This is a genomic window from Bosea sp. BIWAKO-01, assembly GCF_001748145.1.
Classification (GTDB): Bacteria; Pseudomonadota; Alphaproteobacteria; order Rhizobiales; family Beijerinckiaceae; genus Allobosea.
In genome coordinates this window covers 393,888-415,903 of the sequence record NZ_BCQA01000002.1, presented here as the reverse complement: position 1 = coordinate 415,903, position 22,016 = coordinate 393,888, and the positions used below count along the sequence as shown (strand labels likewise).

Below are 22,016 nucleotides of genomic sequence, written 5' to 3'. Positions count from 1 at the left end.
CTCGCGCGGCGGCTCGTCGAAGCGGGGGTGATGAATCTGTTCGGCAGCCTGGCGCCATAGACCTTGAGGCACCCGCGCGCGCCCGTCGGGGTTGGTCGGCGTAGGGGAGGATAGGCTTGAGAAGCAGGGATAAGCGCGCGCCTCTATCTCCGCGCCGCAGCGATATGCATGGCGCAGTAGTTGTTCCGATGCAAAGGCGCAGTTATCCCGATTAAAATTGCAGCCTCAGCCCCGGGATGACGCGCACCCCAGCGAAGACTGGAACGCGGCCCGCGCAGTCGCCAGGGTACACAAAGCCTTAACGCGGGAGTTACCATTCTCCGTCACGTTAAATGGACCCGGCCAACGCCACCGGGCTTTCGATCGGACGGACGTTCGCGCCAGTGAACATGGATGCTGTGAAGCCGGCCGGCCAGTTCCTAGCGCCCGACATGCGCGAAACCATCGGCAAACGCGCGCGCCTGATGGTCCGGGGCGGCTTGGTCGCAGCCGCCATCATGGTCGTGACCGCCGGCTGTGCACTCTGGCAGGGCCGCCAGACCGCAATCGAGATTTCGCAGCAGCAACTCGGCACGCTCACGGCGCTGCTCTCTGAGCAAACCCGCCAGACGCTCGCGACAGCGGATCTGATGCTGCGCGGCTGGTTCGAAACCGGCACTGGGGCGGATATCGTCTCGCCGGCCGATTTCCGCGCGACATTTGGCACGCGCCAGCAATTCGACGTCCTGACGGAGCGTTCCCGAGCCATTCCGCAAATCGCCGCGGTAACGATCGTTGACATGCAGGGCGATGTCGTAAACTCGACACGGTCCTTCCCGCCGCCTCCGCACAGCCTGAAAGACAGGGAACCCTTCCTGGCCCATATGGCCGATCCTGCGCTTGCGCTGCACCTGGCCGCGCCGGTCCTCGGCTCCAGCGCGGCGGAAAGGACGATTGTCCTGTCCCGCAAGATGCGGAACCGGAGCGGGACCGTAATCGGCCTCGCCCTGGTTGAGATCGAAACGGGCTTCTTCAGCGCCTTCTACGACAAGGCCCGGGCCGATGAGCTCGTTCATGTCGCGCTGTTTCGCCGCGACGGCGTGCTGCTCGCCAGCCTGCCGAGCTATGATGACGCCGTTGACCGCCCGCTCGCGGACCGCTCCGCCCTGTTCCGCGCCCTGCCCGAGGCGGCCGCATCCGCCAGCACCTTGTCCGCCGGGAGGCGCATTGCCGGCTCGCAGGAAAGCGAGGCGGGGATTATCTCGGCGCGGGCAGTTCCCGATTATCCGCTCCAGATTAGTATCGCGGTACCGGAGGAGTTGATCTTCCGCTACTGGTGGAAGCGCGCGCTGATACTCGGCGGCATCGTCGCCTTATTCGTCGGCTTGATCTGCCTCCTGACCTCCTGGATCGCTAAGCTGCTGCGGCAGCACGGCGCCACGCTCGCCGAACTCGCGGCTTCCGAAAAGATGGCCTCGGACCAGATCCAGGAGCTGCAGATCCGGGATGCGCGCGAGGCGCTGCTGCGGCGCGACGCTGCTATGAAGTCCCGCGTGACGGCCTTCGACACGCAATTGCGTAGTTCGCTCGACCGGCTCGGCCGGATGATCGAAAGCGTGGCCAGTCTGTCGGAGCGAATGATGGCGGCGGCCGGGCAAGCGCGCGAGGGCAGCGAGCGGGCTGAGATCGCCTCCAGCCGCGCCGCCGACCATGTCACCAGCGTGGCCGCTAATGCCGAGAACATCTCCGGCGCCGGGCACGAGATCGCCGCGCGCGTGGCGGATTCCGTCAGCACTGCCGCCGACGTAATCGCAGAAGCTGACCGGACCGACCTCGCCATCGCGCAGCTGGCGGAAGCGACGAACCAGATCGACCACGTCTCGACCCTGATCAGCGAGATCGCCAGCCAGACCAAGCTGCTGGCGCTCAACGCCACGATCGAGGCCGCCCGCGCCGGCCAGGCCGGCCGCGGTTTTTCTGTCGTCGCCTCTGAGGTCAGGTCGCTGGCCGCGCAGACGAGCGGCGCGACCAGCGAGATCGGCCGCCAGATCGAAGCGATCCAGCTGGCGAGTCAGCGCTGCATCGAGGCGCTCCAAAGCATCCGGGGCCGGATGCTGGAAACGCAAACGCTCGGCGAGCGCGTTGCCGACCGGGTCGCCGGGCAGAGCCGCTCGACCGCTCAGATCGCGCTTACCATCCGGTCGGCGGCCCACGATGCGCAGGGTGTACTGGCCAGTGCGAGGGCCGTGCGCGAGGCGGCCGACCTGTCCAGTACCAGCGCGATCGACGTGATGGCGCTGGCCCGCGACCTCGACGGCGAGGCAAGGCGGATCAGGAGCCAGGTCGGCGAGTTCTTCGGGACTCTGGACGCAGCTTGAAGGATGGTGCGACGTCATTCGCCGTGATGGTCGTGACTGCGACGGCACGACGAGCATCTCCGCAACATGTCTGGAAGTAAATCGCCTAGGTGCTTCAACTTGACTGCCGCACAGCGGATTCTGACCGTCAGCAACGGGCCAACTGGCCACTAGGCACTGATCCGCAAATGTCTCAGACGGGTCGATTCTGCCCTTTGGATCTCGGTCCGCAAGCTGACTTCGATCGGGCGACTCCAACTCGACTGCTTCCCCCGTATCCTCGCAACTAATCAATCCGGCGACTTCGGCAGCACGCCCATGACCGCCCGCCCGCGCTCAGTTAGCGTGTAGGTGTTGATGCCGGCCCAGACTGGCGCGGACGTCCATTCAATCAGCCCCTTGCGGATCAGTTCCTCGCGCGCCTTGCTCGGTCTCAAATCGACGCAGCCCCTGTCTGGCCGAAGCAGTTGCAAGATCCAGATTTCATCGCGCGTCAGCATCCGGCTCCGCTTCCTCTCCTGCTCAACCATCCTCAACCAGTTGATCAGCCGGGCAACGCCGATTGGTCGAGGCTCCGCCGAACAAATCTCTGTCCGACTTTAGCAAGACCGCCGTCCAGCCCGGGGGTAGTTTCTCGCCAACGTCGCACGAGCGCGACGTAGCCGCGAAGTGGCAGGAATGCCTTGCCCCCAGGCGACAACGCCGAACGTCCCTGCTGCGGACGCAGGCAATCGGCGTCAATCCCATTCACCGCAAACCAGGGCACTATGTCGATACGGAAACTTTGCGCGGGGATGTTAGTCGCGGGCGCTCTGTCGATTGGCGCGCTTGGCATTTCGAGCCAAGCCAGTTCGGCGGACAAGAATGGCAACTACACTGTGCATGCCCTCGAAGGCGCCAACACTTGCGCTTTTGTGTTGCGGGTTACCGACGCAGAGAATGCACGACGCGATCGTCTAGCCGACAACAGTCCAGCATCAAAATATTCGTCAGATTGGCAGATCGTGACGGCCTATGTTGGTGGCTATCTCAGCGCATTTAATCTACTGACGCCGATCACCAATGATATCGTGGGAAGTGGGGGGCTCGCTGGCGCGAAGCTCTGGCTCACAAACCATTGCCGTCTAAATCCGACTGACTCGCTTGATGCAGCGTTGAAGGAATTTACTTTCTCGAACTTTTCCAAGCGCATCGTCAGTAAGGGTAACTGAGATGACACGCGGGAAAGCAATCATTGTCGGGCTATTCGCTGTTTCTGGCATCGCTGCTATCGGTGCCAAGGGCGACAAAACCTCCGCCAGCAATTCCAAACAGCGCGAAATCCTCGGGCCTCGCCAGCCCAGCGCGCGGGAACTTAAACAAGCCGCGCTAGCTAAGATCACTATCCTGTCGATGGACTGGGAGATCGGGGGCTTTGGCACCATGATGCTCGCCGATTTGCGGGTGAAGAACGACAACGAGTTCGGCGTGAAGGACATCAGGGTTGAATGCACCACTGCCGGCGCCAGTGGCACCGCCCTCTCATCGCCCAGCACTGTCGTCTACGACACGGTGCCGGCTGGCAAGGCCAAGCTGTTTCGGAGAGTCCATCTCGGCTCCGTCAATCGCCAGAGCAAAACGGCAGGCTGCGCAATTGCCGACTTCAAGCAGTGATGGTTTCGACCAACCCGAACCTGCGTTGACGGCGCCCTCCGCCGTGCTTTGACTCTGCGATGGGCACGTTTCTAGCGCGGTCCATGCCCGTGGCGCCCCGATTTATAGTCGCTCCTGACATCCGCAGCGATCCCCCGGCTCCAGACGCACCAGCGCGGAGAACCCTAGATCCTGAGCGAGTGCGCCTCGCAGGAGCGCCACAAACGCCCGTCCCTTGTCCGGGGAAACGCGCCAGAAGTTGACATTCGAAACCTGCCGGACACGGACATCGAATATGTGGCGCTAAGCATATTTGCGTTGCGGGCCTTCGTAAGGCTTAGAAAATCAACCTTGGCGCGGTTTAAGCTCCGAATTTGCGTTATGGCGGCGACAAAGAGGAAAGTTATGCGCATCGATTCCCCCGACGTCGAACAGCTGATCGATCTGCCCTTGGGGGTTGGTGAGGGCGCGTTCTGGCACTCAGCCGAACAAGCGCTGTATTTCGTGGACATCCTGGCTCCCGCCCTGTTCCGGCTCGATCCCGTATCGCGCGCGCTTACGCGCTGGGATATGCCGAGCGCGATCGGGAGTTTTGGTCTGTGTCGCGATGGCCGGGCGATCGTGGCCTTGCGCCACGGCATACACATGTTCGACTTCACCAGCGGCCGGTTCGAGCTCGTGGCCCATCCCGAGGCCGACCGGCCCGGCAATCGCCTGAATGACGGCAAGGTCGGCCCCGATGGTCGCTTCTGGGTCGGCAGCATGGACGATACGCCGGATAAGCAGCCGGTCGCCTCGCTCTATCGCGTCGATCATGACGGCACCTGCAAACGGATGCTCGATGGCCTCATCGTCTCGAACGGCCTGGCCTGGTCCGCGGACGGACGAACACTGTTTCACTCCGACAGCCGCGGCAAATTCGTTCAGGCCTTTGACTATGACCTGTCCAGCGGCGGGCTAAGCCGCCAGCGCCGCCTTTGCCTGCTGGAAGAGGAGGATGGCCGGCCCGATGGAGCGGCCTGCGATGCCGAGGGCTATTACTGGTCGGCCGGGGTCTCCGCCGGCTGCCTCAACCGGATCGCGCCGGATGGCAGGATCGACCGCAAGGTTCTTCTGCCCGTGCCGGCCCCGACCATGCCCTGTTTCGGCGGGCCCGATCTGAGGACGCTCTTCGTCACCTCGTTGACCACGGACCGCACCGGCACGAAGCGGGAGGGAACGGTGCTGTCGTTCCGCGTCGACGTGCCAGGCGCGCCAGTGGCCCGGTTCGGCGAGCCGCTGGACATGGGCCTATAGGCCGGTTCTCGCAGGGCCGGTTTCAGAAGCGCGGGCGCGCCGGATTGAAGTCCGGCCGGTACTTGCGCATCTCCTTGGTGTCGTCGCGCACCCGGATGCCGCAATCGAGATATTGCTGGTGAAAGCGCGCCAGCGCGGCGCGGTCCAGCCGCACGCCAAGTCCGGGGCCTTCCGGCGGCGCAAGCGAGCCGTCCTCGATTCTGAGCTTGCCGCCCTCGATGACCTCCTCGACCTGCCAAGGATAATGCGTGTCGCAGGCATAGGCGAGATTGGGGATCGTGGCGCCGACATGGGTCATCGCCGCCAGGCTGATACCCATATGCGAATTCGAGTGCATCGAGATGCCGAAGCCGAAGACGCGACCGAGATGGGCGAGATGCTGGGTGGCGCGCAGGCCGCCCCAGTAATGATGGTCGGACAGGACGACCTGGACGGCGTTCAGGCGGATCGTTTCGGGAATATGGCCGAAGGCGATCGTGACCATGTTGGTGGCGAGCGGCATCGGCGCGAAGGTCGCGACCTGCCCCATCTCGGCGAGCGTCCGGGTGGGATCCTCGAGATATTCGAGCAATCCCTCCAGTTGCGGCATCACGCGCCGCGTCGTCTCGACCGACCAGCCGGCATTGGGATCGATCCGCAAGGGGTGGTCCGGAAACGCCTTGCGCAGGTGGCGGAGCGTCTCGATCTCGAAATCCGGCTCGAACACGCCGGCCTTGAGCTTGATGGAACCGAAGCCGAACTCGCTCACCATCCGGCGCGCCTGCTCGACCATCTGCTCATGGCTGAGCGCCTCGCCCCAATCATCGGCGGGATAACCGGGATCATCCTTGTGCCGTGCGAACTTGTAGAAGAGATAGGCGCTGTAGGGCACCCGGTCGCGCAGCTTGCCGCCAAGGATGTCGTAGAGCGGGCGGCCGGTGATCTGGCCCTGGAGATCGAGGAAGGCGACCTCGAAGGCGGCGAGCGCCGAGGCGCGGGCTTTGTCGCCGGCCGGCCCGAAGGTCTGGCCGGGATCCGGGTTGTCGCCGACCGCCGCATAGACGACGCGCGTCAGCCCGTTCAGGTCGAAGGGATCGAGCCCGACCAGGCCGGCTTTCGCCTTGCCCAGATTGGCCAGGGTTTCCAGGTCGCCATAGCTCTCGCCGAGCCCGACATGGCCGTCGGCGGTTTCGATCTCGATGATGCTGCGCAGGGCCCAGGGCTCGTGCACGCCGGATACATTCAGAAGCGGCGGGTCGCGGAAGGCAATCGGAGTGATACGGACATCGATGATGCGCATCTGAGGCCTCGGCAGGATGGGGGGCAAGGTGGGGTCAGTGAGCTGGATCGTCGGGGGGCGAGCTGGCTGCTCATGCAACTGGCGCGGTCGGAGGAACGGGCGCGCCGGCATATTCGAGGGAGCAGAAGCCGCCGCCCTGGAAATAGAGTGCGGGCGGCTCGTGCGTGAGCTCGGCCTCCCCTGCCATGGCCTCCTGCGTGTAGTCCTCGGCATGATCCTGGGGCCTGTAGCCCAGCCGATGGGCGACGGCATTGTCGTACCAGCCGCCGGCATTGTCCGAGACGCCGTAGACGATGGTGTTGTGGATGTCGGGATGCTCCAGCCCGATCAGGCAGAGCTGGGCGAGATCGCGTCCGCTGATCCAGATCTTCAGCGTGCGGGCATTGCCGGGGATGTCGGCGGCATTGCCGATCCGCACATGCATGCTGCGGATGCCGTATTTGTCGGCATAGAGCGCGCCAACCGCCTCCCCCCAGCATTTGCTGAGCCCGTAGCGGCCGTCCGGCCGCGGCAGGACCGTCTCGTCGAGGCGCTGATGCCTGGGATAGAAGCCGACGGCATGGTTGCTCGAACCGAAGACGACGCGCCCGACGCCCCGGCGTCGCGCCGCTTCATAGACATTCCAGGTGCCGACGACATTGGCCTGCAGGATGGCCTCGAACGGCGCTTCGCGCACGACACCCGCCATGTGGATCACTGCATCCATGCCCGTCATGGCCCGCTCGACGGCGGCGATGTCGGAGATATCGGCCTGTACGGCCTCCTCGTTGGCGGCAAGGGCGGTTGGAGCCACAGTGTCGAGAATGCGGATGCGCGTGAAGCGCGCGCCGAGTTCCTGGCGCAGTTTTCGCCCGATATTGCCGGCGCCGCCCGTGATCAGAAGGTTGCGAATGACGGTCGGCTCTTGCTGTACCATGCGTCCTCTCCCGGCTTTTGTTCTTGGAACGAGTGGGTCCGATGCGTCTCCGGTTCAGCGCAGCAGGGCGGCACGAAGCCGCCTGTCGAGGGCAAAGACGCTCCCGGATGCCGGGGCTTCGGCAATCTGCTGCGGCGTCAGTCCAATCCGGCCACTCGTGACATAGAGCAGGTCCCCGCCCTGCCCGCCGAAGGCCAGTCCGGTGGGACGCGGCACCGGCAGGGACAGGAGCCGCATGTCGGAACCGTCGCGCCGCAGACGCGCCAGGCTCCAGCCATCCCAGAGGGCAACCCAGAGATGATCAGGCTCCTCCAGGGCCAGGGCCATGGGGCGGCCATGGATGGCGTCGACCCGCGCGACCAGCTCCTGGCCCGCGCATTTTCCGTCTGGGGCGATCCGGACGCGGATGATCTCGCCTGCAGCTCTCAAGGCCGCATAGAGATGATGCCCGACCGGGTCGATCAGGATATCGGTGGCGGCGGCCGGCAATTCCGCCTCCAGAACAGGTTTCCCGGCCGCAAGCCGGTACAGGCCGGGTCCGGCAGGAGAGGACGACGTTTCGCCGGTCCCGAACCAGATCTGCCCATCCGGCCCATGGCAAGCGGACGAGATCCCGGCCAGCAATTCCAACGGCAAGGGCGGGTCCAGGGAGGCGAAGTGTGCATTGCGGTCGACGGTCATGGCGCCCTTTTCCGTCGCCACGAACCAGCGGCCCTCGCCGATCGGGGTCAGGGCCATCGCAGGCGCGGTAAACTTCGCCATCACCTCCGAGCGGGACGGAGCCCCGGATTCACCGGCTCCCGCACGCATGATCGCAGGTGCCAGCGCATCCAGCCAGAGCAGCGAACCCGTCTCTGCATCCCAGCTCGGCGACTTTCCCAGGAAGGAACGCCCGATGGCGGCGAGCGGCACTTCTGCGCCATCGGGCCTGGCGCGCGGACGCACCCCGCCCTGCCGCCTGACGGCCTCACCGAGCCGCCGGGCGGCGGTCGCAACCTCGGGCCCGAGCTGGTGCACCCGCTCCAGCGTCATCCGATAGCAGGGGCCAGATACCGTGAAGGCTCCGAGCGGGACGTCGCCCTCGCCCGGCACGGCGGCGCTGACGCAGCGAACCCCCTCCATGAACTCCTCGTCATCGATCGCGTATCCCCGCTGCCGGAAGACATCGAGCTGCGAGCGCAGCTGGGCCGGATCCGTGATCGTGCGGTCCGTGACGCGCTCGAAGCTCATGCGGCCGATCAGGGCCTCACGCTCGGCAGGTGCGAGCGCCGCGAGATGCGCCTTGCCCATCCCGGAGCAATAGAGCGGCCGCAGGCTGCCGAGCGGAGCTCCCGTGCTGATCGGATAAAGGCTCATGATCTTCTGGATGATGATCATGTTGGTGCCGCCCGGCGCGGCGAAATAGACGGTCTCCCCGCTGAGCTCGTGAAGCCAGCGGATCTCCGTCATGGCGAGCATCGGCAGGTCCGGCATCGGCCAGACGGCCTGGGCGTATTCGAGGAACCGGAAGCCCGGGAAATAGCCCTGCCCGCTCGCCTCGACGCGCACCAGGCCGCGCTGCTGCAACGTGTTGATGATGCGGTAGACCGTGCTGCGCGGAACGCCCAGCTCGTCGGCCAGGGTCTGCGCCCTGTGTTCGCCCGGCGAGGCTGCGATCAGATCGATCAGGTTCAGCGCCTTGCCGACGAGCCTCGTGCCGCGAATCTCGGTGACGGCGCTGCCCTTCTGCCCCTCGTCTTCGGGCGCGACATCCGGTTCGAGGCTGACGAGGCGATGACGCATGAGACGGGGGCGGCCTGTCGGAGCGGGCTGAGGCGGAGCGGGCCAAAGCTTACGCAGACACGCAATCGGCCGCAATGGCTCAGTATCACAATGTGAGAATTACCGCTGCGCAACGTGAGAAGCAACTCACCTTTTCATACATAGTAAGAATGGTCGTTGACAGCCTGCGCAGCCACTCCTAGCCTTTCCCCAAGATCGGGGTTCTCCCGGCTCAGTGGGGACGAAACGTGGCAATGGTGGACGCGACGACGTCACCACTCCGTTCGGCAGAGGCCTCGCCTCACGTCCACGCCCTGGCGGCGGGACGGATGCGCGCGAGCGTGAGGCCGCTCGATGGCGGGCGGCTCGCGTCGCTGTGGCGGGAGGAGCCCGGGGGCGGCCGCACCGACGTGCTGGTGCCGCTGCCTGAGACCGGCTTCGACCCGCTGTTCTGGCCGAAGGCCGGCACCTATCCGCTCGTTCCGTTTTCCAACCGCATCCGCGGAGCCGCGTTCCGGTTTGGCGAAACCCCGGTCGCGCTTGCGCCGCACCCGGCCGCGGCGCCCCATGCGCTGCATGGCTTCTGCCAGATGCGGCCATGGACCATGACCCGGCACTCGCAGGTGCAGGTCGAGATGCGCTATCGGCACGCCCCGGAGAGCGCTCCGGATGCCTGGCCCTGGGAATTCGAGGCCATCCAGCGCATCACGCTGGACGCGTCCGGCGTGACCCACGAAATCGGCGTCGAAAGCCGGGCAGCGTCACCGATGCCGATCGGCCTGGGGCTTCATCCCTATTTCGCGGTATCGCAGGGCGACCGCATCAGCTTTGCCGCCGATGCCGTGTGGAAAGCGGATGCCAACGGCTGCGGCCGGGAGCTTTTGACGCTCACGGGCAGTGCCCGCCTCCACGATTCGCGCCATGGCGAGGATGAGGTCACGACCTATCACGCCGGCTGGGGCGGAACGGCGTCGCTCGATCGGCGCGATGGCACGCGGGTCGTGATCGAGGCGAACGCCCCGCTCGACCACCTCGTGTTCCACGTCCCGGCCGGCGGGCGCTACCTGTGCCTCGAGCCGGTGAGCCATGTCGCCGACGCCTTCAACCTCGCGGCTTCAGGAAAGGCGGGCACTGGCGCCCGGGTGCTGCGCGCCGGCGAGGCGATCTCGGCCACGATGCGGATCGAGCTGGCATGAGGTGAGCCGAAAGGCGGCAGCGACCATTCTACCCAAGGCGACAAAGCCGAAAGGCCGGGCATCATCTCTATCGGGAGGAAAGCATGAGCAGGGATACCGAACACGGACCACGTCTGCGCCCAGGCCTCGATCGTCGCGACATGCTGAAGGGGCTTGCCGGCGCCACCGCGCTCTCGGCCCTGCCCGATATGGCTTTCGCCCAGGCGGCCAAGGAAGCGCCGGCTCTCGCGAAGCTTGCGGCCGAAGGCAAGCTGCCACCGCTGGCCGAGCGCATCTCGGGAAATCCGCTGGTCATCACGGTGGAGAAGGTCGGCCGCTATGGCGGCTCGCTCAGGCGGGGCCTGCGCGGCTCGTCCGACCATAACGGCATCCTGCGCATGGTCGGCAACCAGGGCCTCGTACGCTGGAACCTTGCCTTCACCGCAGTCCTGCCGAACGTGGCCGACAAATGGGAGGTCAACGCGGATTCGACCGAGTTCACCTTCCATCTCCGCAAGGGCATGAAATGGTCCGACGGCAAGCCGTTCACGGCCGATGACGTCGTCTTCTCGATCGAGGACTGCGCCAAGAATACCGAGCTCTACAAGTCGGCCCCTTCGCCGATCGTGATCGACAACAAGGCGGGCACCGCGACCAGGATCGACGAAACCACGGTCAAGTTCACCTTCGCCAGCCCCTATGCCCTGTTCCTCGAGATGATGGCGACCCCGCTCGGGCAGCATCCGACGCTGTTCGCCAAGCACTACTGCAGCCAGTTCCATCCGAAGTACAATCCCGGCGTGGCGGAGCTGGTCAAGGCGGCGAACCTCTCCGACTGGGGCACGCTGTTCCGCAACAAGTGCGGCGATATCGAGATTCCGTCGCGCTGGGGCAATGCCGACAAGCCGACGCTCGACCCCTGGGTCATCAAGGAGCCCTATACCGGCGGCGCGACGCGCGTGGTGATGGAGCGCAATCCCTATTTCTGGCAGGTCGACACCGCCGGCAACCAGCTACCCTATATCGACAGGCTCAGTTTCAGCATCTCGCAGGACGTCGAGTCGCTGATGCTGGACGCGATTTCCGGGCGCCTCGACATCCAGGAGCGCCATCTCGACACGCTCCAGAACAAGCCGACTCTGTCGCAGAACATGCAGAAGGGCGGCTACCGCCTGATCGAGCTGGTCAGCTCCTCGTCGCAGCAGGTTCAGATCTACCTGAACATGACGCACAAGGACGCGAAGATGCGGGAGATGTTCGCCAACAAGGAGTTCCGCAAGGCGCTCTCGCTGGGCATGGACCGCAAGGAAATCATCGACCTCGTCTATCTCGGCCAGTCGCAGCCGCACCAGACCGGACCGCGCCCGGGCCACCCCTGGTATCATGCGGGCCTGTCCGAGCAGTTCACCAGCCACGACCCGGCCCAGGCCAACGCCATCCTAGACAAGCTCGGTTACGCCAAGAAGGACGCCAACGGCATCAGGCTGCGGCCGGACGGGCAGAGGATCTTCTTCGCCATCGACGTGATCCCGACCCTGTATCCCGACGAGGTCGACGCGCTCGAACTGGTGAAGCGCCACTGGGCCGAGATCGGCGTCGACATCAAGGTCAATACGATCGAGCGCGCGCTCTACTACACGCGCGGCGACAATAACGACCATGACGCCGCCGTCTGGCCGGGGCCCGGCGGGCTCGATCCGATGCTCGATCCGCGCGACTATTTCGCCCAGCACACCCAGGGCTCGCGCTACGCGATTCCGTGGGCGCAATGGTACGTTTCGGGCGGCAAGGACGGCCAGGAGCCGCCGGAGGGCCAGAAGCAGCGGATGAAGCTCTTCGATCAGGCCCGCGCCACCGCCGACCTGGAGAAGCGCGCGGCGCTCATGAAGCACGTCTTCGACCTGACGGCTGAGGCGTTCGAGACGATCGGCATCTGCCTGGCGGTCAACGCCTTCGGCATCTGCAAGAACAACCTGCAGAACGTGCCGCAGAAGTATCCGAACGCCTGGACCTGGCCCAATCCCGGCCCGGCCCTGCCGCAGCAGTTCTTCTTCGCGACCTGATCGGCGGGAGCCCGGCGGCGCCGTCGGCGCGACCGGGCTCCTCCAATCGAGACAGGCAGTGCCATGCTTCGCTTCATCGCCAAGCGCCTCCTCTGGATGGTGCCCTCGCTGATCGTCGTCAGCTTTCTTGCCTTCGTGCTGATCCAGCTCCCGCCGGGCGACTTCGTCACGACCTATATCGCGACGCTCGCCGCCTCGAACGAAGTGGTCGACCAGAACACGGCTGCCGATCTGCGGGTTCGCTTCGGGCTCGACCAGCCGATGATCGTCCAATATTTCAAGTGGATCAGCGGCATCGTGCTCAGAGGCGATTTCGGCCTCAGCTTCGAATGGCAGCAGCCGGTCAGCGACCTGATCTGGGAACGGATGGCGCTGACCCTGGTGCTGACCTTCTCGACGCTGCTCGCGACCTGGGGCATCGCGCTGCCGATCGGCGTGTTCTCGGCGGTCAAGAAATATTCGATCGGCGACTATATCGTCACCTTCTTCAGCTTCCTCGGCCTTGCCATCCCGAGCTTCCTGCTCGCGCTCGTGCTGATGTATGTCGCGGCGGTCGAGTTCGGGCAGGAGGTCGGCGGGCTCTTCTCCGAGCAGTATGTCACGGCGCCCTGGAGCATCGGCAAGGTCATCGACCTGCTGCAGCATCTCTGGATTCCGGTCATCATCCTGGCCGTCTCGGGCACCGCCAGCCTGATCCGCGTCATGCGCGCCAACATGCTGGACGAGCTCAACAAACCCTATGTCACGACCGCGCGCGCCAAGGGCCTCTCGGAATTCCACCTGCTGGTGAAATACCCGCTCCGCCTCGCGCTCAACCCGTTCATCTCGACGATTTCCTGGCTGCTGCCGAACCTCGTCTCCGGCTCGATCATCGTCGCCATCGTGCTGAGCCTGCCGACCGCGGGGCCGCTCCTGCTCCAGTCGCTGATGAGCCAGGACATGTATCTGGCCGGCGCCTTCGTGCTGCTGATCTGCACGCTCACGCTGATCGGCTCGCTGATCAGCGACATCCTGCTCGCCCTCGTCGATCCACGCATCAGGCTGGAATAGACAATGACCGACGCTGCCCTCTCATCCGTCGACAGCAAGCGGCTGGCCGTCGCCTCGCAATGGCAGCTCGTCTGGTGGGCGTTCAAGCGCCACCACCTCGCCATGGCCGGGCTGGTCGTCACGGTGTTCCTCTACATCATCGCCATCGCGCCCGGCTTCTTCGCCATCAACGACCCGTCGCTGCAGAATGCGCGGGCTGCCTTTCATCCGCCGCAGGTGATCCATTTCATCGACAGGGCGAAGGATGGGAGTTGGACGTTCCGCCCCTTCATCCATCCCTCCGTTTTCAAGCGCGATCCGCAGACGCTCTCGGCGATCTATAGCGAAGACAAGACCCGCAAGAGCTATGTCCGGTTCTTCGGCGCGGGCTATGAGTACAGGCTGTTCGGCCTGTTCAGCACGACCACCCACCTGATCGCCTCGGAGAACAAGGCCCAGCCGATCTTCCTGCTCGGGACGGACCGCCTCGGCCGCTGCGTCTTCAGCCGCATCATCCAGGGCACCCAGATCTCCCTCTCGGTCGGCCTGGTCGGCGTCCTGCTCTCCCTCACCATCGGGATCCTGCTCGGCGGCATCTCCGGCTATTACGGCGGGCGGATCGATTTCGCGGTGCAGCGCGTCATCGAATTCGTGCTGTCATTGCCCAGCATCCCGATCTGGCTCGCACTCTCGGCGGCCCTGCCGCAGGATTGGCCGGCGACGCTCAATTACTTCATGATCACGCTGATCCTCTCGCTGACCGGATGGGCGCAACTGGCCCGGGTGGTGAGAGGCCGGTTCCTGAGCCTGCGCACCGAAGAATTCGTCACCGCGGCGCGGCTCGACGGCGCTTCGGAAGGACGGGTGATCTTCCGCCACATGCTGCCGAGCTTCGCCAGCCACATCATCGCGTCGATCTCGCTGGCGATCCCCGCGATGATCCTCGCCGAGACCGCGCTCAGCTTCCTGGGCCTCGGCCTGCAGCCGCCGACCATCTCCTGGGGGGTGCTGCTGCGCGAGGCCCAGAACATCCGCTCGATCGCGACCGCCCCCTGGCTGTTCGCGCCCGGCGTCGCGGTGGTGATCGCCGTGATCGCCCTCAACTTCCTGGGAGACGGATTGCGCGACGCCGCCGATCCGTACAACAAATGAGCCTGGTCGATCTCGCCATTGCCCCGGAGGCCCGGGCAGCTGCACCGGCCCCGGCCATCCTCGAAGTCACCGATCTCGTGACGCATTTTCCCGTGCGGGGCGGGGTCGTCAGGGCCGTCGACGGGGTATCCTTCACCCTGCGGCGCGGCAAGACGCTCTGCATCGTCGGGGAAAGCGGTTCCGGCAAGAGCGTGACCGCGCGCTCGATCCTGCAGATCGTCGATGCGCCCGGACATATCGTCTCGGGTTCGATGGTTCTGCATCGCCCCGACGGAACCTCGGTCGACCTCGCGAAGCTCAATCCGCGCGGGCGCGAGATCCGCTCCGTGCGTGGCCGAGAGATCGCGATGATTTTCCAGGAGCCGATGTCTTCGCTGTCCCCGGTCCACACGGTCGGCGACCAGATCATGGAAGTGCTGCAGCTCCACCTGAACATGGGCAAGAAGGAGGCCCGCGCGCGCTGCATCGAATTGCTGAAGCAGGTCGAGATCCCCAAGCCCGATGCCGCGGTGGACCGCTACACGTTCGAGTTCTCGGGTGGCATGCGCCAACGCGTGATGATCGCGATGGCGCTTGCCTGCAATCCCTCGCTGCTCATCGCCGACGAGCCGACGACTGCGCTGGACGTCACCACGCAAGCCGAGATCCTGGATCTGATCAGGCGGCTGCAGACGCAGCACGGCATGGCGGTGATGTTCATCACCCATGATATGGGCGTAGTCGCCGAGATCGCGGACGACGTGCTGGTGATGCACCACGGCAAGGTCATGGAGAGCGGCCCGGTCGACTCAATTTTCCATGCACCGCAGGATGCCTACACTCGCATGCTGATCGGCTCCGTGCTCAAGCTGGAGCAGAAGGCCGAAATCCGGCTCAAGCGCCCGCCGATCGCCGAGGAAGCCGCGCCAGTCCTGCAGGTCAGGAACCTCGGAATGTATTTCGGCTCGCCGAAGGCCCCGCTCAGGGCCGTCGACGATGTCTCGCTGGAGGTCAGGCCGGGCGAGACTCTCGGCATCGTCGGCGAATCCGGCTCGGGCAAGACGACGATGGGGCGCTGCCTGCTCCGGGTCTACGAGCCGCAGGCCGGAACGATCGACTATCGCCGCGCCGATGGCGAGGTCGTCGACCTGCTCAAGGCCGACAAGGTGACGCTGAAGGCCTGCCGGCGCGAGATCCGGATGATCTTCCAGGACCCGGTCGGTTCGCTCAACCCGCGCATGACGGTGGCCCAGATCGTCGGCGAGCCGCTGCTCGTCAACAAGATCGCGGAAGGCCGGGAGCTCGACGACCGTGTCGCCGAGCTGTTGCGGCAGGTCGGCCTGGAGCCGTCCTGGCGGGAGCGCTATCCGCACGCCTTCTCCGGCGGCCAGCGCCAGCGCATCGGCATCGCCCGCGCCATCGCGCTCAATCCCCGTGTCATCGTCGCCGATGAGGCGACCTCGGCGCTCGACGTGTCGCTGCGCTCGCAGATGCTCGATCTGATGATGAACCTGCAGGACAGGCTCGGCCTGTCCTACGTCTTCATCAGCCACGATATCGGCGTGATCCGCTACATGTGCGACCGAGTCGCGGTGATGTATCGCGGCAAGGTGGTCGAGACCGGACCGGCCGATCAGGTCTGCAACGCGCCAACGCATGCCTATACTCAGGCGCTGCTCTCGGCCATTCCGCGGCCCGATCCCAGGGCCCGCAGCATCCATCGCCGGCATCGCTATGTCGGCTAGTTGAACCCCCGGGGCATCGCCATGAAGATCGTCGATATCAGGACCTTCCTGATGCATGCGGGTGCGCCCAGCCTCAAGAGCTGGGCGTCGGATGGATCGTTCGGCGCGCAGCAATTCTCGAAGAACCTCACGGGCAGCCGCAACTGGCTGTTTGTCAAGGTTGTCACTGACGAAGGCATTGTAGGCATCGGCGAATGCTCGGGCTGGCCGCGCGTCATCAGGACGGCGGTCGAGGACCTGAAATCGCTGCTGGTTGGCGAGGATCCGACGCATATCGAGCGCCTGTGGCAGAAGATGCAGGTCGCGATCATGGGCCACGGCATGACCGGCGTGGTCGGCGCCGGCGCGATGACCGGCATCGACATGGCGCTCTGGGACATCAAGGGCAAGGCGCTGAACACGCCAGTCTGGAACCTGCTCGGTGGCAAACTGCGCGACAAGATCCGCATCTATGGCCACGCGAATACCCCGGAGACCGCATTGTCGCTGAAGCAGCGCGGCGTCACCGCGATCAAATGCGGCGGCGTCTCCGATCCCGTCAGGAAGGTCGCGGCGCTGCGCGAAGCGGTCGGTGAGGAGATGGACATCGCCATCGACCTGCATGGCCCGCCCTGGCTGACCCCGGCCGATGCGACGCAGGTCTGCCGCGCCCTCGAACCCTTCAAGATGATGTGGGTCGAGGATCCCATCGCGCCCGACAACCTCGACGGCTACCGCCGCATTCGCGACCATTCCGCGGTGACGCTGGCAGCTGGCGAGCGCATGGCGACGATCTTCGGTGAACGCGAGCTGATCGAACGCGACCTGATCGACGTGGTCCAGCCCGATACAGGCCGCGCCGGCGGCATTACTCAGATGAAGAAGATCGCGGCGATGGCGGAAGCGCATCACATTATGCTGGCGCCGCATTCCGGCTCGCTCGGGCCGGTCGCGGAATATGCCGCGCTGCACCTCCTTGCAAGCTGCCCGAACGGCCTCGTCCTCGAACGCATCGAGGATGACTGGGACGGCCGCGCCAAGACCGTGATACCGCACCCGCTCTCGCGCGACGGATATATCGACGTACCCGACCGTCCCGGCCTCGGCGTCGAGATCGACGAGGATTTCGTCGCGCAATGGCCGAGCGAGATGAACGTGTCGATCCCTGTCACGGAGGGAGCCGGCTCCTATGCCGAAGGCACTTTTCGCGAACATGTCTACGTTCAGACGCGCTGGAAGCGCGGCACCTATTTCAAGGGCTGAGCCTATGAAGATCGAGCGCCTGCGAGCCTATATGTCGCGCGACAAAGATCGTCCCCGCGTCGTCGTCGCCATCGACACCGATGACGGACTGACCGGCTGGGGCGAGTGCTACAATCACGGGCCCGACAAGGCATTGCTGCCGCTGCTCGACTACCTGTTCGAGTTTATCCGCGGGCAAGACCCGCGACGGATCGAATACCTGATCCTCTACCTGCTCCAGCAGAGCCGCTTCCCGCCGGGAGCGCTCGGGCTGGCAGCGATCTCGGCCATCGACCATTGCCTCTGGGATATCTCGGCCAAGGCGCTCGGCGTTCCCGTCTACATGCTGCTTGGCGGCAATGTCCGCGACCGAGTCCGCGTCTATGCCGGCGTCTACACCGCGCCGGACCCGGCCATCGCGCGCGACCAGCTCAACGCGCTGAACGCGGAATGGGGTCTGACGGCGTTCAAGCTCAGCCCCTACCGGATCGACATGCATGCGCATCGCTGGGGCGAGGTCGTGCGCACCAGCGCCGAATATTTCCGCAGCCTGCGCGAGACTGTGCGCTCGGACTTCGAGATCGCCTTCGACGCCCATGCCAAGATTTTCGAAGTCGGGCAGGCGATGCAGCTTGGCAACGCGCTCGCCCCCTATGATCCGCTGTTCTTCGAGGAGCCCCTCCGGCCCGAGAATTTTGAGGCCTGGGGCGAGCTCAAACGCGGGCTGAACTGCACGCTTGCGACCGGCGAGTCGCTCTACAGCCGGTTCGAGTTCCTGCGGCTGCTATCGGTCAAAGGCTGTGACATCATCCAGCCGGATATCTGCGTCGTGGGCGGGTTGCTGGAGATGCGGAAGATCGCCGCCATTGCCGAAGCGCATTACGTGACCATCGCTCCCCACAACCCGATGGGACCCCTAGCCACCGCGGTGAACTTGCATTTCTCGGCGGCGCAGCCGAATTTCCGAATTCTTGAGTACCGGCTCCCGCATGGTCCCAACTACGCCTTCGGTGACGGCAGAGGCGATGCCAATACCCGGCCGGATCGCTCGCAGGGGGCCTGGTATGTCAAGGATCCGTATCTGCCGAAGGACGGCTATCTCGAATTGCGGCCCGATCGCCCCGGCTGGGGCGTCGAGATGGACATGGATGTCCTGGCAAAGGACAACTACGTCCACTGGGAGCGGAAGGTCCCACGCCGCCCGGACGGCTCAACCGCCTATGCATGATTCGGCAAGCGGATCGCTGATTTGACGATTAGGTATCGGTGCCGCGAGGGCGCGGAACCAGCCCGCGCGGCCACCGCACATCGTGGATAGTCCGTGGATTGGCATCTTTGCTGCGATTACCAATGATGGCGCTCCGGCAAAGTCGATCGCCAGCAGCTGCGGCGTTTCACTTTTGGGCGGGCGCGGCCGGCGAGCTCCTCCGCCGAAGCATCGGGAGCGCTGGCTCCGGGGTATGTAGGCTCTCAAGCCGAGAAGGCCGGAGGACCTGACGTCCGCTGAACTCGCCAACGCCTGGGGAGCCGATCTGGGGACCTGGTACGGGCGGAACATACGGCAGCTGGGCAAGCTCGAAGGTTCGAGAGACGGCGCGATCGGCTCGGAATGTCATCTGCGTTGGGCAAATGCTGGGATGCGAAACATTGCATCGGGTTTTCAAATGTAATTTCAAATACTTGCAGATCAATTTCGGCGGAATATCCCTCCGCCAATCTTTGCGTGGAACATCGGGGATGATGCCCACGGCTCTACCATCGCAGGAGCCACGCCTCGACCTTCCCTTTGCCTTTGACTTCGATCGCACCACGCGGTTCGAAGACGAACAGCCCCTTGAGTTGGTCGTAGACCGCGCGGGTAACCTGGATCGAATCCGGAATGGCGCCCGTTTCCATCCGGCTTGCGAGATTAACGGTATCGCCCCACAAGTCGTAGATGTACTTGCTCTTCCCGATGACGCCGGCCACGACCGGGCCTGTGTTGATGCCCACCCGGAGCTTCAGCGAAGCGTTGTGTTCCATGGCGTGCTCGCGGGTGATGTGGATCATGCGAATGGCCATGCGCACCATGCGCTCGGCGTGGTTGGCCACAGGCACCGGCAGACCGCACACCGCCATGTAGGCGTCGCCGACCGTCTTGATCTTCTCGATGCCGAGATCGCTGGCGGCGGCGTCGAAGCGCGTGAAAAGCTCGTTGAGCATCGTCACGACATCGTGCGGCGGCATATCCGACGTCAACGCGGTGAATCCGACCAGGTCAGCGAATGCAACCGTGACCTCCGCAAAGCCGTCGGCGATCCCCTCTTCGCCACTGCGCAGCCGGTTGGCGATCGGCGCCGGCAGCACATTCAGCAACAGTTCCTCATTCTCGCGATTCTTGTTCTGGATCACGACATTCTTTTGGCGCAACTCTTCGACCATGCCGTTGAAGGCTGAGCAGAGCTGGCCGATCTCGTCCCCTGTGCGAACCGGCACGCTGGCCTCGTAATCGCCGGCAGCGAAGCGTTTCACTCCCGCAGTGAGTTCGCGCAATGGTTCAAACAGCGCCCGAGAAAGCCACGCAGCGGTGGCTGCCACGACCAGCAGCGCCAACCCTCCAACCACCAGGAGATCCCGGCGCAACTGGTCGATCGGCGCAAAGGCCTCGGCGCTGTCGATCTTGGCGACGAGGGCCCACTCGACGCCGGAAATTGCAAGCGGTCCCCATGAGGCGAGCGTCGGCACGCCACGATAGCCGATGATCTCGCCCGTACCCTCGACACCGGCGAGCCCAGCCCGAGTTGCCTTGGTGTCGATGCGCTGGTGCAGTACTGGCGTTCCGTAACGCTGAATGGCAGCGATTTCCTCGTCCGAGGTGCCAACGGACTTGAGCTCTGCGAAGTAGTCCTGACGGTTCTCGTAGAATGCCCGCGGAGCCGAGCGCGCCAGGTAATCGGGCCCGACGAGGTAGGCCTCGCCCGTATCGCCGAAACCTTCATCCCGCCAATGGCGACCGCCTGTGACGACGTTGTCGACCTCCTCGTTCGATAATTGCGCGATCAGCACGCCAATGACGGCGCCCCGATCGATCACAGGTGCTCCCATGAAGGCAACTGGTGCGCCGCCGGAAGGAGCGTAGGCAGCGAAATCCTCCAGACAGATCGAGGACTGGTCGGGGGTCAGCGCGCAGCGCGCGACGGCAGCGGCGGCGTTTGAGCGGCGATAGGGGCCGAAGTGGAGAGACGTGGTGAAATCCACCGCCTTCGTGACAGTGTAGATCAGGCGACCTGTCTTGGGGTCGGCCACCATGAAGTCGAAGAAGCCGACCGTCACCGCTGCGGCGCGCATCAAGGGATGATAAACGCCGTGCAGCCTGCTGTAGTCACTTCCGTCGTCGGCGTCATCGAGAAGCTTGCGCCGATCTGCCGGATTCGGATTGGCGACGATGTAATGGTATTGCAGATAGGTAGGAGCAGCGCCAACGGGCAGGTAATCCGCCAGAGCTGGTTCCTTGCCCAGGATATGCGTGACGAGGGGGATGAAGTTCTCTGCGTACCAGTCACTCACCCTCTGGCGCAATTCGGGTGAGTTGCCGCCCCGGTCGAGCTGGTCGACTGCGATCCTGAACTCGCGCGTAGCATCGACGACCATTTTGGAGCTGGCAAGGAGGCGCAACTCGGCCTGCATTGTACGAAAGTGGGCTTCGACTTGGCGTGTCTTGGTCACACGGGCGGCAGTGAGTTGGTCGAAGACTGCCTTTTTGAGGGCGTCGCGAGCGTGGAAATAACCAAGCACGCCGGTGAGCAGCACGGCGACCGTGCCGAGCAGAACGAGGGTCGCAAACAGCTTTGCGGCCAAGCCCCAGTGCACAGGGTGCGATGTGCCGGTCACGTTTGTAGAAGACATAACGCACCACTAGCCGACTACGCAAAGGGCCGAGAGGTATAGACAACAACAATAGCCCAAATCGACAAAAACCGGGAATCTCCTGGGGAATTCTTGCAGCGACCACGAATTCCTCAACAGGAGAGTTGAAAAGGCCGCAAGTTATCTCGCCCCAGTCTCGTAGTTCGAGGCCGCTCTCATGAACAAGGCGATACCGCGCGGCAGCGAAGCGAACGCCGGCGAAGCCTACGTGTCGACGGGCTACCCGCCTGCGCAAAATGAGGTGCGCGCGCTGGTCGAGGCGTAGCGATGCCTGAGCTTTGATCTGCGGTCCAGCCGGAATTCGATGTGGCGACCAGGCCCGGCCTAACCCAGCGCGTTCCGACGCGCTTGACCGGCAATGCGATAGGACTCCGCGACGCATATGGCTCCCGAGGCCACTGATGAGGCCTTCGCCCCAATCGGTGAGCAGCGGAAATCAAATCGTTGCCTTCTGAATCAACGGTCGACGCAGATCGCCGACGTGAGCCGGCAACGCTTTTAGATTGCATCGCAGAGTGTTACTATT

The 22,016-nt window shown here is 64.5% G+C and carries 16 protein-coding genes; 11 read left to right on the top strand and 5 right to left on the bottom strand.

What is annotated here, in order from left to right; genetic code table 11:
• Positions 1 to 389: 389 nt before the first annotated feature.
• Positions 390 to 2,357: a methyl-accepting chemotaxis protein gene (locus BIWAKO_RS33675; RefSeq protein WP_244523740.1), complete on the top strand. Its 1,968-nt coding sequence runs from the start codon at positions 390 to 392 to the stop codon at positions 2,355 to 2,357.
• Positions 2,358 to 2,626: 269 nt separating this feature from the next.
• Here the strand turns inward: BIWAKO_RS33675 and BIWAKO_RS33670 are convergent, their stop codons facing one another.
• On the bottom strand, positions 2,627 to 2,836 hold the full coding sequence (locus BIWAKO_RS33670) for a hypothetical protein (protein ID WP_069883296.1): 210 nt from the start codon (positions 2,834 to 2,836) through the stop codon (positions 2,627 to 2,629).
• A 294-nt stretch (positions 2,837 to 3,130) separates the two neighbouring features.
• Here BIWAKO_RS33670 and BIWAKO_RS35775 point away from each other — a divergent pair, with 294 nt between their 5' ends.
• The 3 genes from BIWAKO_RS35775 (at position 3,131) to BIWAKO_RS33660 (ending at position 5,264) form a co-directional block, all read left to right on the top strand.
• Positions 3,131 to 3,547: a hypothetical protein gene (locus BIWAKO_RS35775; protein ID WP_141740468.1), complete on the top strand. Its 417-nt coding sequence runs from the start codon at positions 3,131 to 3,133 to the stop codon at positions 3,545 to 3,547.
• A gap of 1 nt (position 3,548) precedes the next feature.
• Positions 3,549 to 3,989: a hypothetical protein gene (locus tag BIWAKO_RS35770; RefSeq protein ID WP_141740467.1), complete on the top strand. Its 441-nt coding sequence runs from the start codon at positions 3,549 to 3,551 to the stop codon at positions 3,987 to 3,989.
• Positions 3,990 to 4,373: 384 nt separating this feature from the next.
• Positions 4,374 to 5,264 (top strand): SMP-30/gluconolactonase/LRE family protein, encoded by an 891-nt coding sequence (locus BIWAKO_RS33660; RefSeq protein ID WP_069883294.1) that lies wholly within the window; start codon positions 4,374 to 4,376, stop codon positions 5,262 to 5,264.
• 22 nt (positions 5,265 to 5,286) lie between these two features.
• Here BIWAKO_RS33660 and BIWAKO_RS33655 read toward each other — a convergent pair whose 3' ends face one another.
• From BIWAKO_RS33655 to BIWAKO_RS33645, 3 genes are all read right to left on the bottom strand, one after another.
• Positions 5,287 to 6,543, bottom strand: a complete 1,257-nt coding sequence (locus BIWAKO_RS33655) for a glucarate dehydratase family protein (RefSeq protein WP_069883293.1) — start codon at positions 6,541 to 6,543, stop codon at positions 5,287 to 5,289.
• 70 nt (positions 6,544 to 6,613) lie between these two features.
• Positions 6,614 to 7,435: an NAD-dependent epimerase/dehydratase family protein gene (locus BIWAKO_RS33650; RefSeq protein ID WP_141740488.1), complete on the bottom strand. Its 822-nt coding sequence runs from the start codon at positions 7,433 to 7,435 to the stop codon at positions 6,614 to 6,616.
• Between the two features lie 78 nt (positions 7,436 to 7,513).
• Positions 7,514 to 9,241 carry an IclR family transcriptional regulator domain-containing protein gene (locus tag BIWAKO_RS33645; protein WP_069883291.1) on the bottom strand — a complete coding sequence of 576 codons (1,728 nt, stop codon included), beginning with the start codon at positions 9,239 to 9,241 and terminating at the stop codon, positions 7,514 to 7,516.
• A gap of 233 nt (positions 9,242 to 9,474) precedes the next feature.
• Between BIWAKO_RS33645 and BIWAKO_RS33640 the strand changes: the two genes are divergently transcribed.
• The 7 genes from BIWAKO_RS33640 (at position 9,475) to BIWAKO_RS33610 (ending at position 18,812) form a co-directional block, all read left to right on the top strand.
• Positions 9,475 to 10,416: an aldose epimerase family protein gene (locus BIWAKO_RS33640; protein ID WP_069883290.1), complete on the top strand. Its 942-nt coding sequence runs from the start codon at positions 9,475 to 9,477 to the stop codon at positions 10,414 to 10,416.
• An 83-nt stretch (positions 10,417 to 10,499) separates the two neighbouring features.
• Entirely contained in the window at positions 10,500 to 12,458 is a 1,959-nt protein-coding gene (locus BIWAKO_RS33635; protein ID WP_069883289.1) for an ABC transporter substrate-binding protein, read from the top strand.
• Between the two features lie 63 nt (positions 12,459 to 12,521).
• Positions 12,522 to 13,508 carry an ABC transporter permease gene (locus BIWAKO_RS33630; RefSeq protein WP_069883288.1) on the top strand — a complete coding sequence of 329 codons (987 nt, stop codon included), beginning with the start codon at positions 12,522 to 12,524 and terminating at the stop codon, positions 13,506 to 13,508.
• A 3-nt stretch (positions 13,509 to 13,511) separates the two neighbouring features.
• Positions 13,512 to 14,639: an ABC transporter permease gene (locus tag BIWAKO_RS33625; RefSeq protein ID WP_069883287.1), complete on the top strand. Its 1,128-nt coding sequence runs from the start codon at positions 13,512 to 13,514 to the stop codon at positions 14,637 to 14,639.
• Entirely contained in the window at positions 14,636 to 16,363 is a 1,728-nt protein-coding gene (locus BIWAKO_RS33620) for an ABC transporter ATP-binding protein (RefSeq protein WP_069883286.1), read from the top strand. Before BIWAKO_RS33625 ends, BIWAKO_RS33620 begins: the two co-directional genes overlap by 4 nt.
• Positions 16,364 to 16,384: 21 nt before the next feature.
• Complete coding sequence (locus BIWAKO_RS33615) at positions 16,385 to 17,605, top strand: mandelate racemase/muconate lactonizing enzyme family protein (RefSeq protein WP_069883285.1); 1,221 nt, start codon at positions 16,385 to 16,387, stop codon at positions 17,603 to 17,605.
• 4 nt (positions 17,606 to 17,609) lie between these two features.
• Complete coding sequence (locus BIWAKO_RS33610; protein WP_069883284.1) at positions 17,610 to 18,812, top strand: mandelate racemase/muconate lactonizing enzyme family protein; 1,203 nt, start codon at positions 17,610 to 17,612, stop codon at positions 18,810 to 18,812.
• 524 nt (positions 18,813 to 19,336) lie between these two features.
• Here the strand turns inward: BIWAKO_RS33610 and BIWAKO_RS33605 are convergent.
• Positions 19,337 to 21,421 carry an adenylate/guanylate cyclase domain-containing protein gene (locus BIWAKO_RS33605; protein WP_069883283.1) on the bottom strand — a complete coding sequence of 695 codons (2,085 nt, stop codon included), beginning with the start codon at positions 21,419 to 21,421 and terminating at the stop codon, positions 19,337 to 19,339.
• Between the last annotated feature and the right edge of the window lie 595 nt (positions 21,422 to 22,016).

Coding starts and splice junctions, on each gene's coding strand:
- BIWAKO_RS35770 (WP_141740467.1), top strand. CDS start 3,549: ATGACACGCGGGAAAGCAATCATTGTCGGGCTATTCGCTGTTTCTGGC.
- BIWAKO_RS33640 (WP_069883290.1), top strand. CDS start 9,475: ATGGTGGACGCGACGACGTCACCACTCCGTTCGGCAGAGGCCTCGCCT.
- BIWAKO_RS33625 (WP_069883287.1), top strand. CDS start 13,512: ATGACCGACGCTGCCCTCTCATCCGTCGACAGCAAGCGGCTGGCCGTC.
- BIWAKO_RS33610 (WP_069883284.1), top strand. CDS start 17,610: ATGAAGATCGAGCGCCTGCGAGCCTATATGTCGCGCGACAAAGATCGT.
- BIWAKO_RS33655 (WP_069883293.1), bottom strand. CDS start 6,543: ATGCGCATCATCGATGTCCGTATCACTCCGATTGCCTTCCGCGACCCG.
- BIWAKO_RS33645 (WP_069883291.1), bottom strand. CDS start 9,241: ATGCGTCATCGCCTCGTCAGCCTCGAACCGGATGTCGCGCCCGAAGAC.
- BIWAKO_RS33660 (WP_069883294.1), top strand. CDS start 4,374: ATGCGCATCGATTCCCCCGACGTCGAACAGCTGATCGATCTGCCCTTG.
- BIWAKO_RS33635 (WP_069883289.1), top strand. CDS start 10,500: ATGAGCAGGGATACCGAACACGGACCACGTCTGCGCCCAGGCCTCGAT.
- BIWAKO_RS33615 (WP_069883285.1), top strand. CDS start 16,385: ATGAAGATCGTCGATATCAGGACCTTCCTGATGCATGCGGGTGCGCCC.
- BIWAKO_RS33630 (WP_069883288.1), top strand. CDS start 12,522: ATGCTTCGCTTCATCGCCAAGCGCCTCCTCTGGATGGTGCCCTCGCTG.
- BIWAKO_RS35775 (WP_141740468.1), top strand. CDS start 3,131: ATGTTAGTCGCGGGCGCTCTGTCGATTGGCGCGCTTGGCATTTCGAGC.
- BIWAKO_RS33670 (WP_069883296.1), bottom strand. CDS start 2,836: ATGCTGACGCGCGATGAAATCTGGATCTTGCAACTGCTTCGGCCAGAC.
- BIWAKO_RS33675 (WP_244523740.1), top strand. CDS start 390: ATGGATGCTGTGAAGCCGGCCGGCCAGTTCCTAGCGCCCGACATGCGC.
- BIWAKO_RS33620 (WP_069883286.1), top strand. CDS start 14,636: ATGAGCCTGGTCGATCTCGCCATTGCCCCGGAGGCCCGGGCAGCTGCA.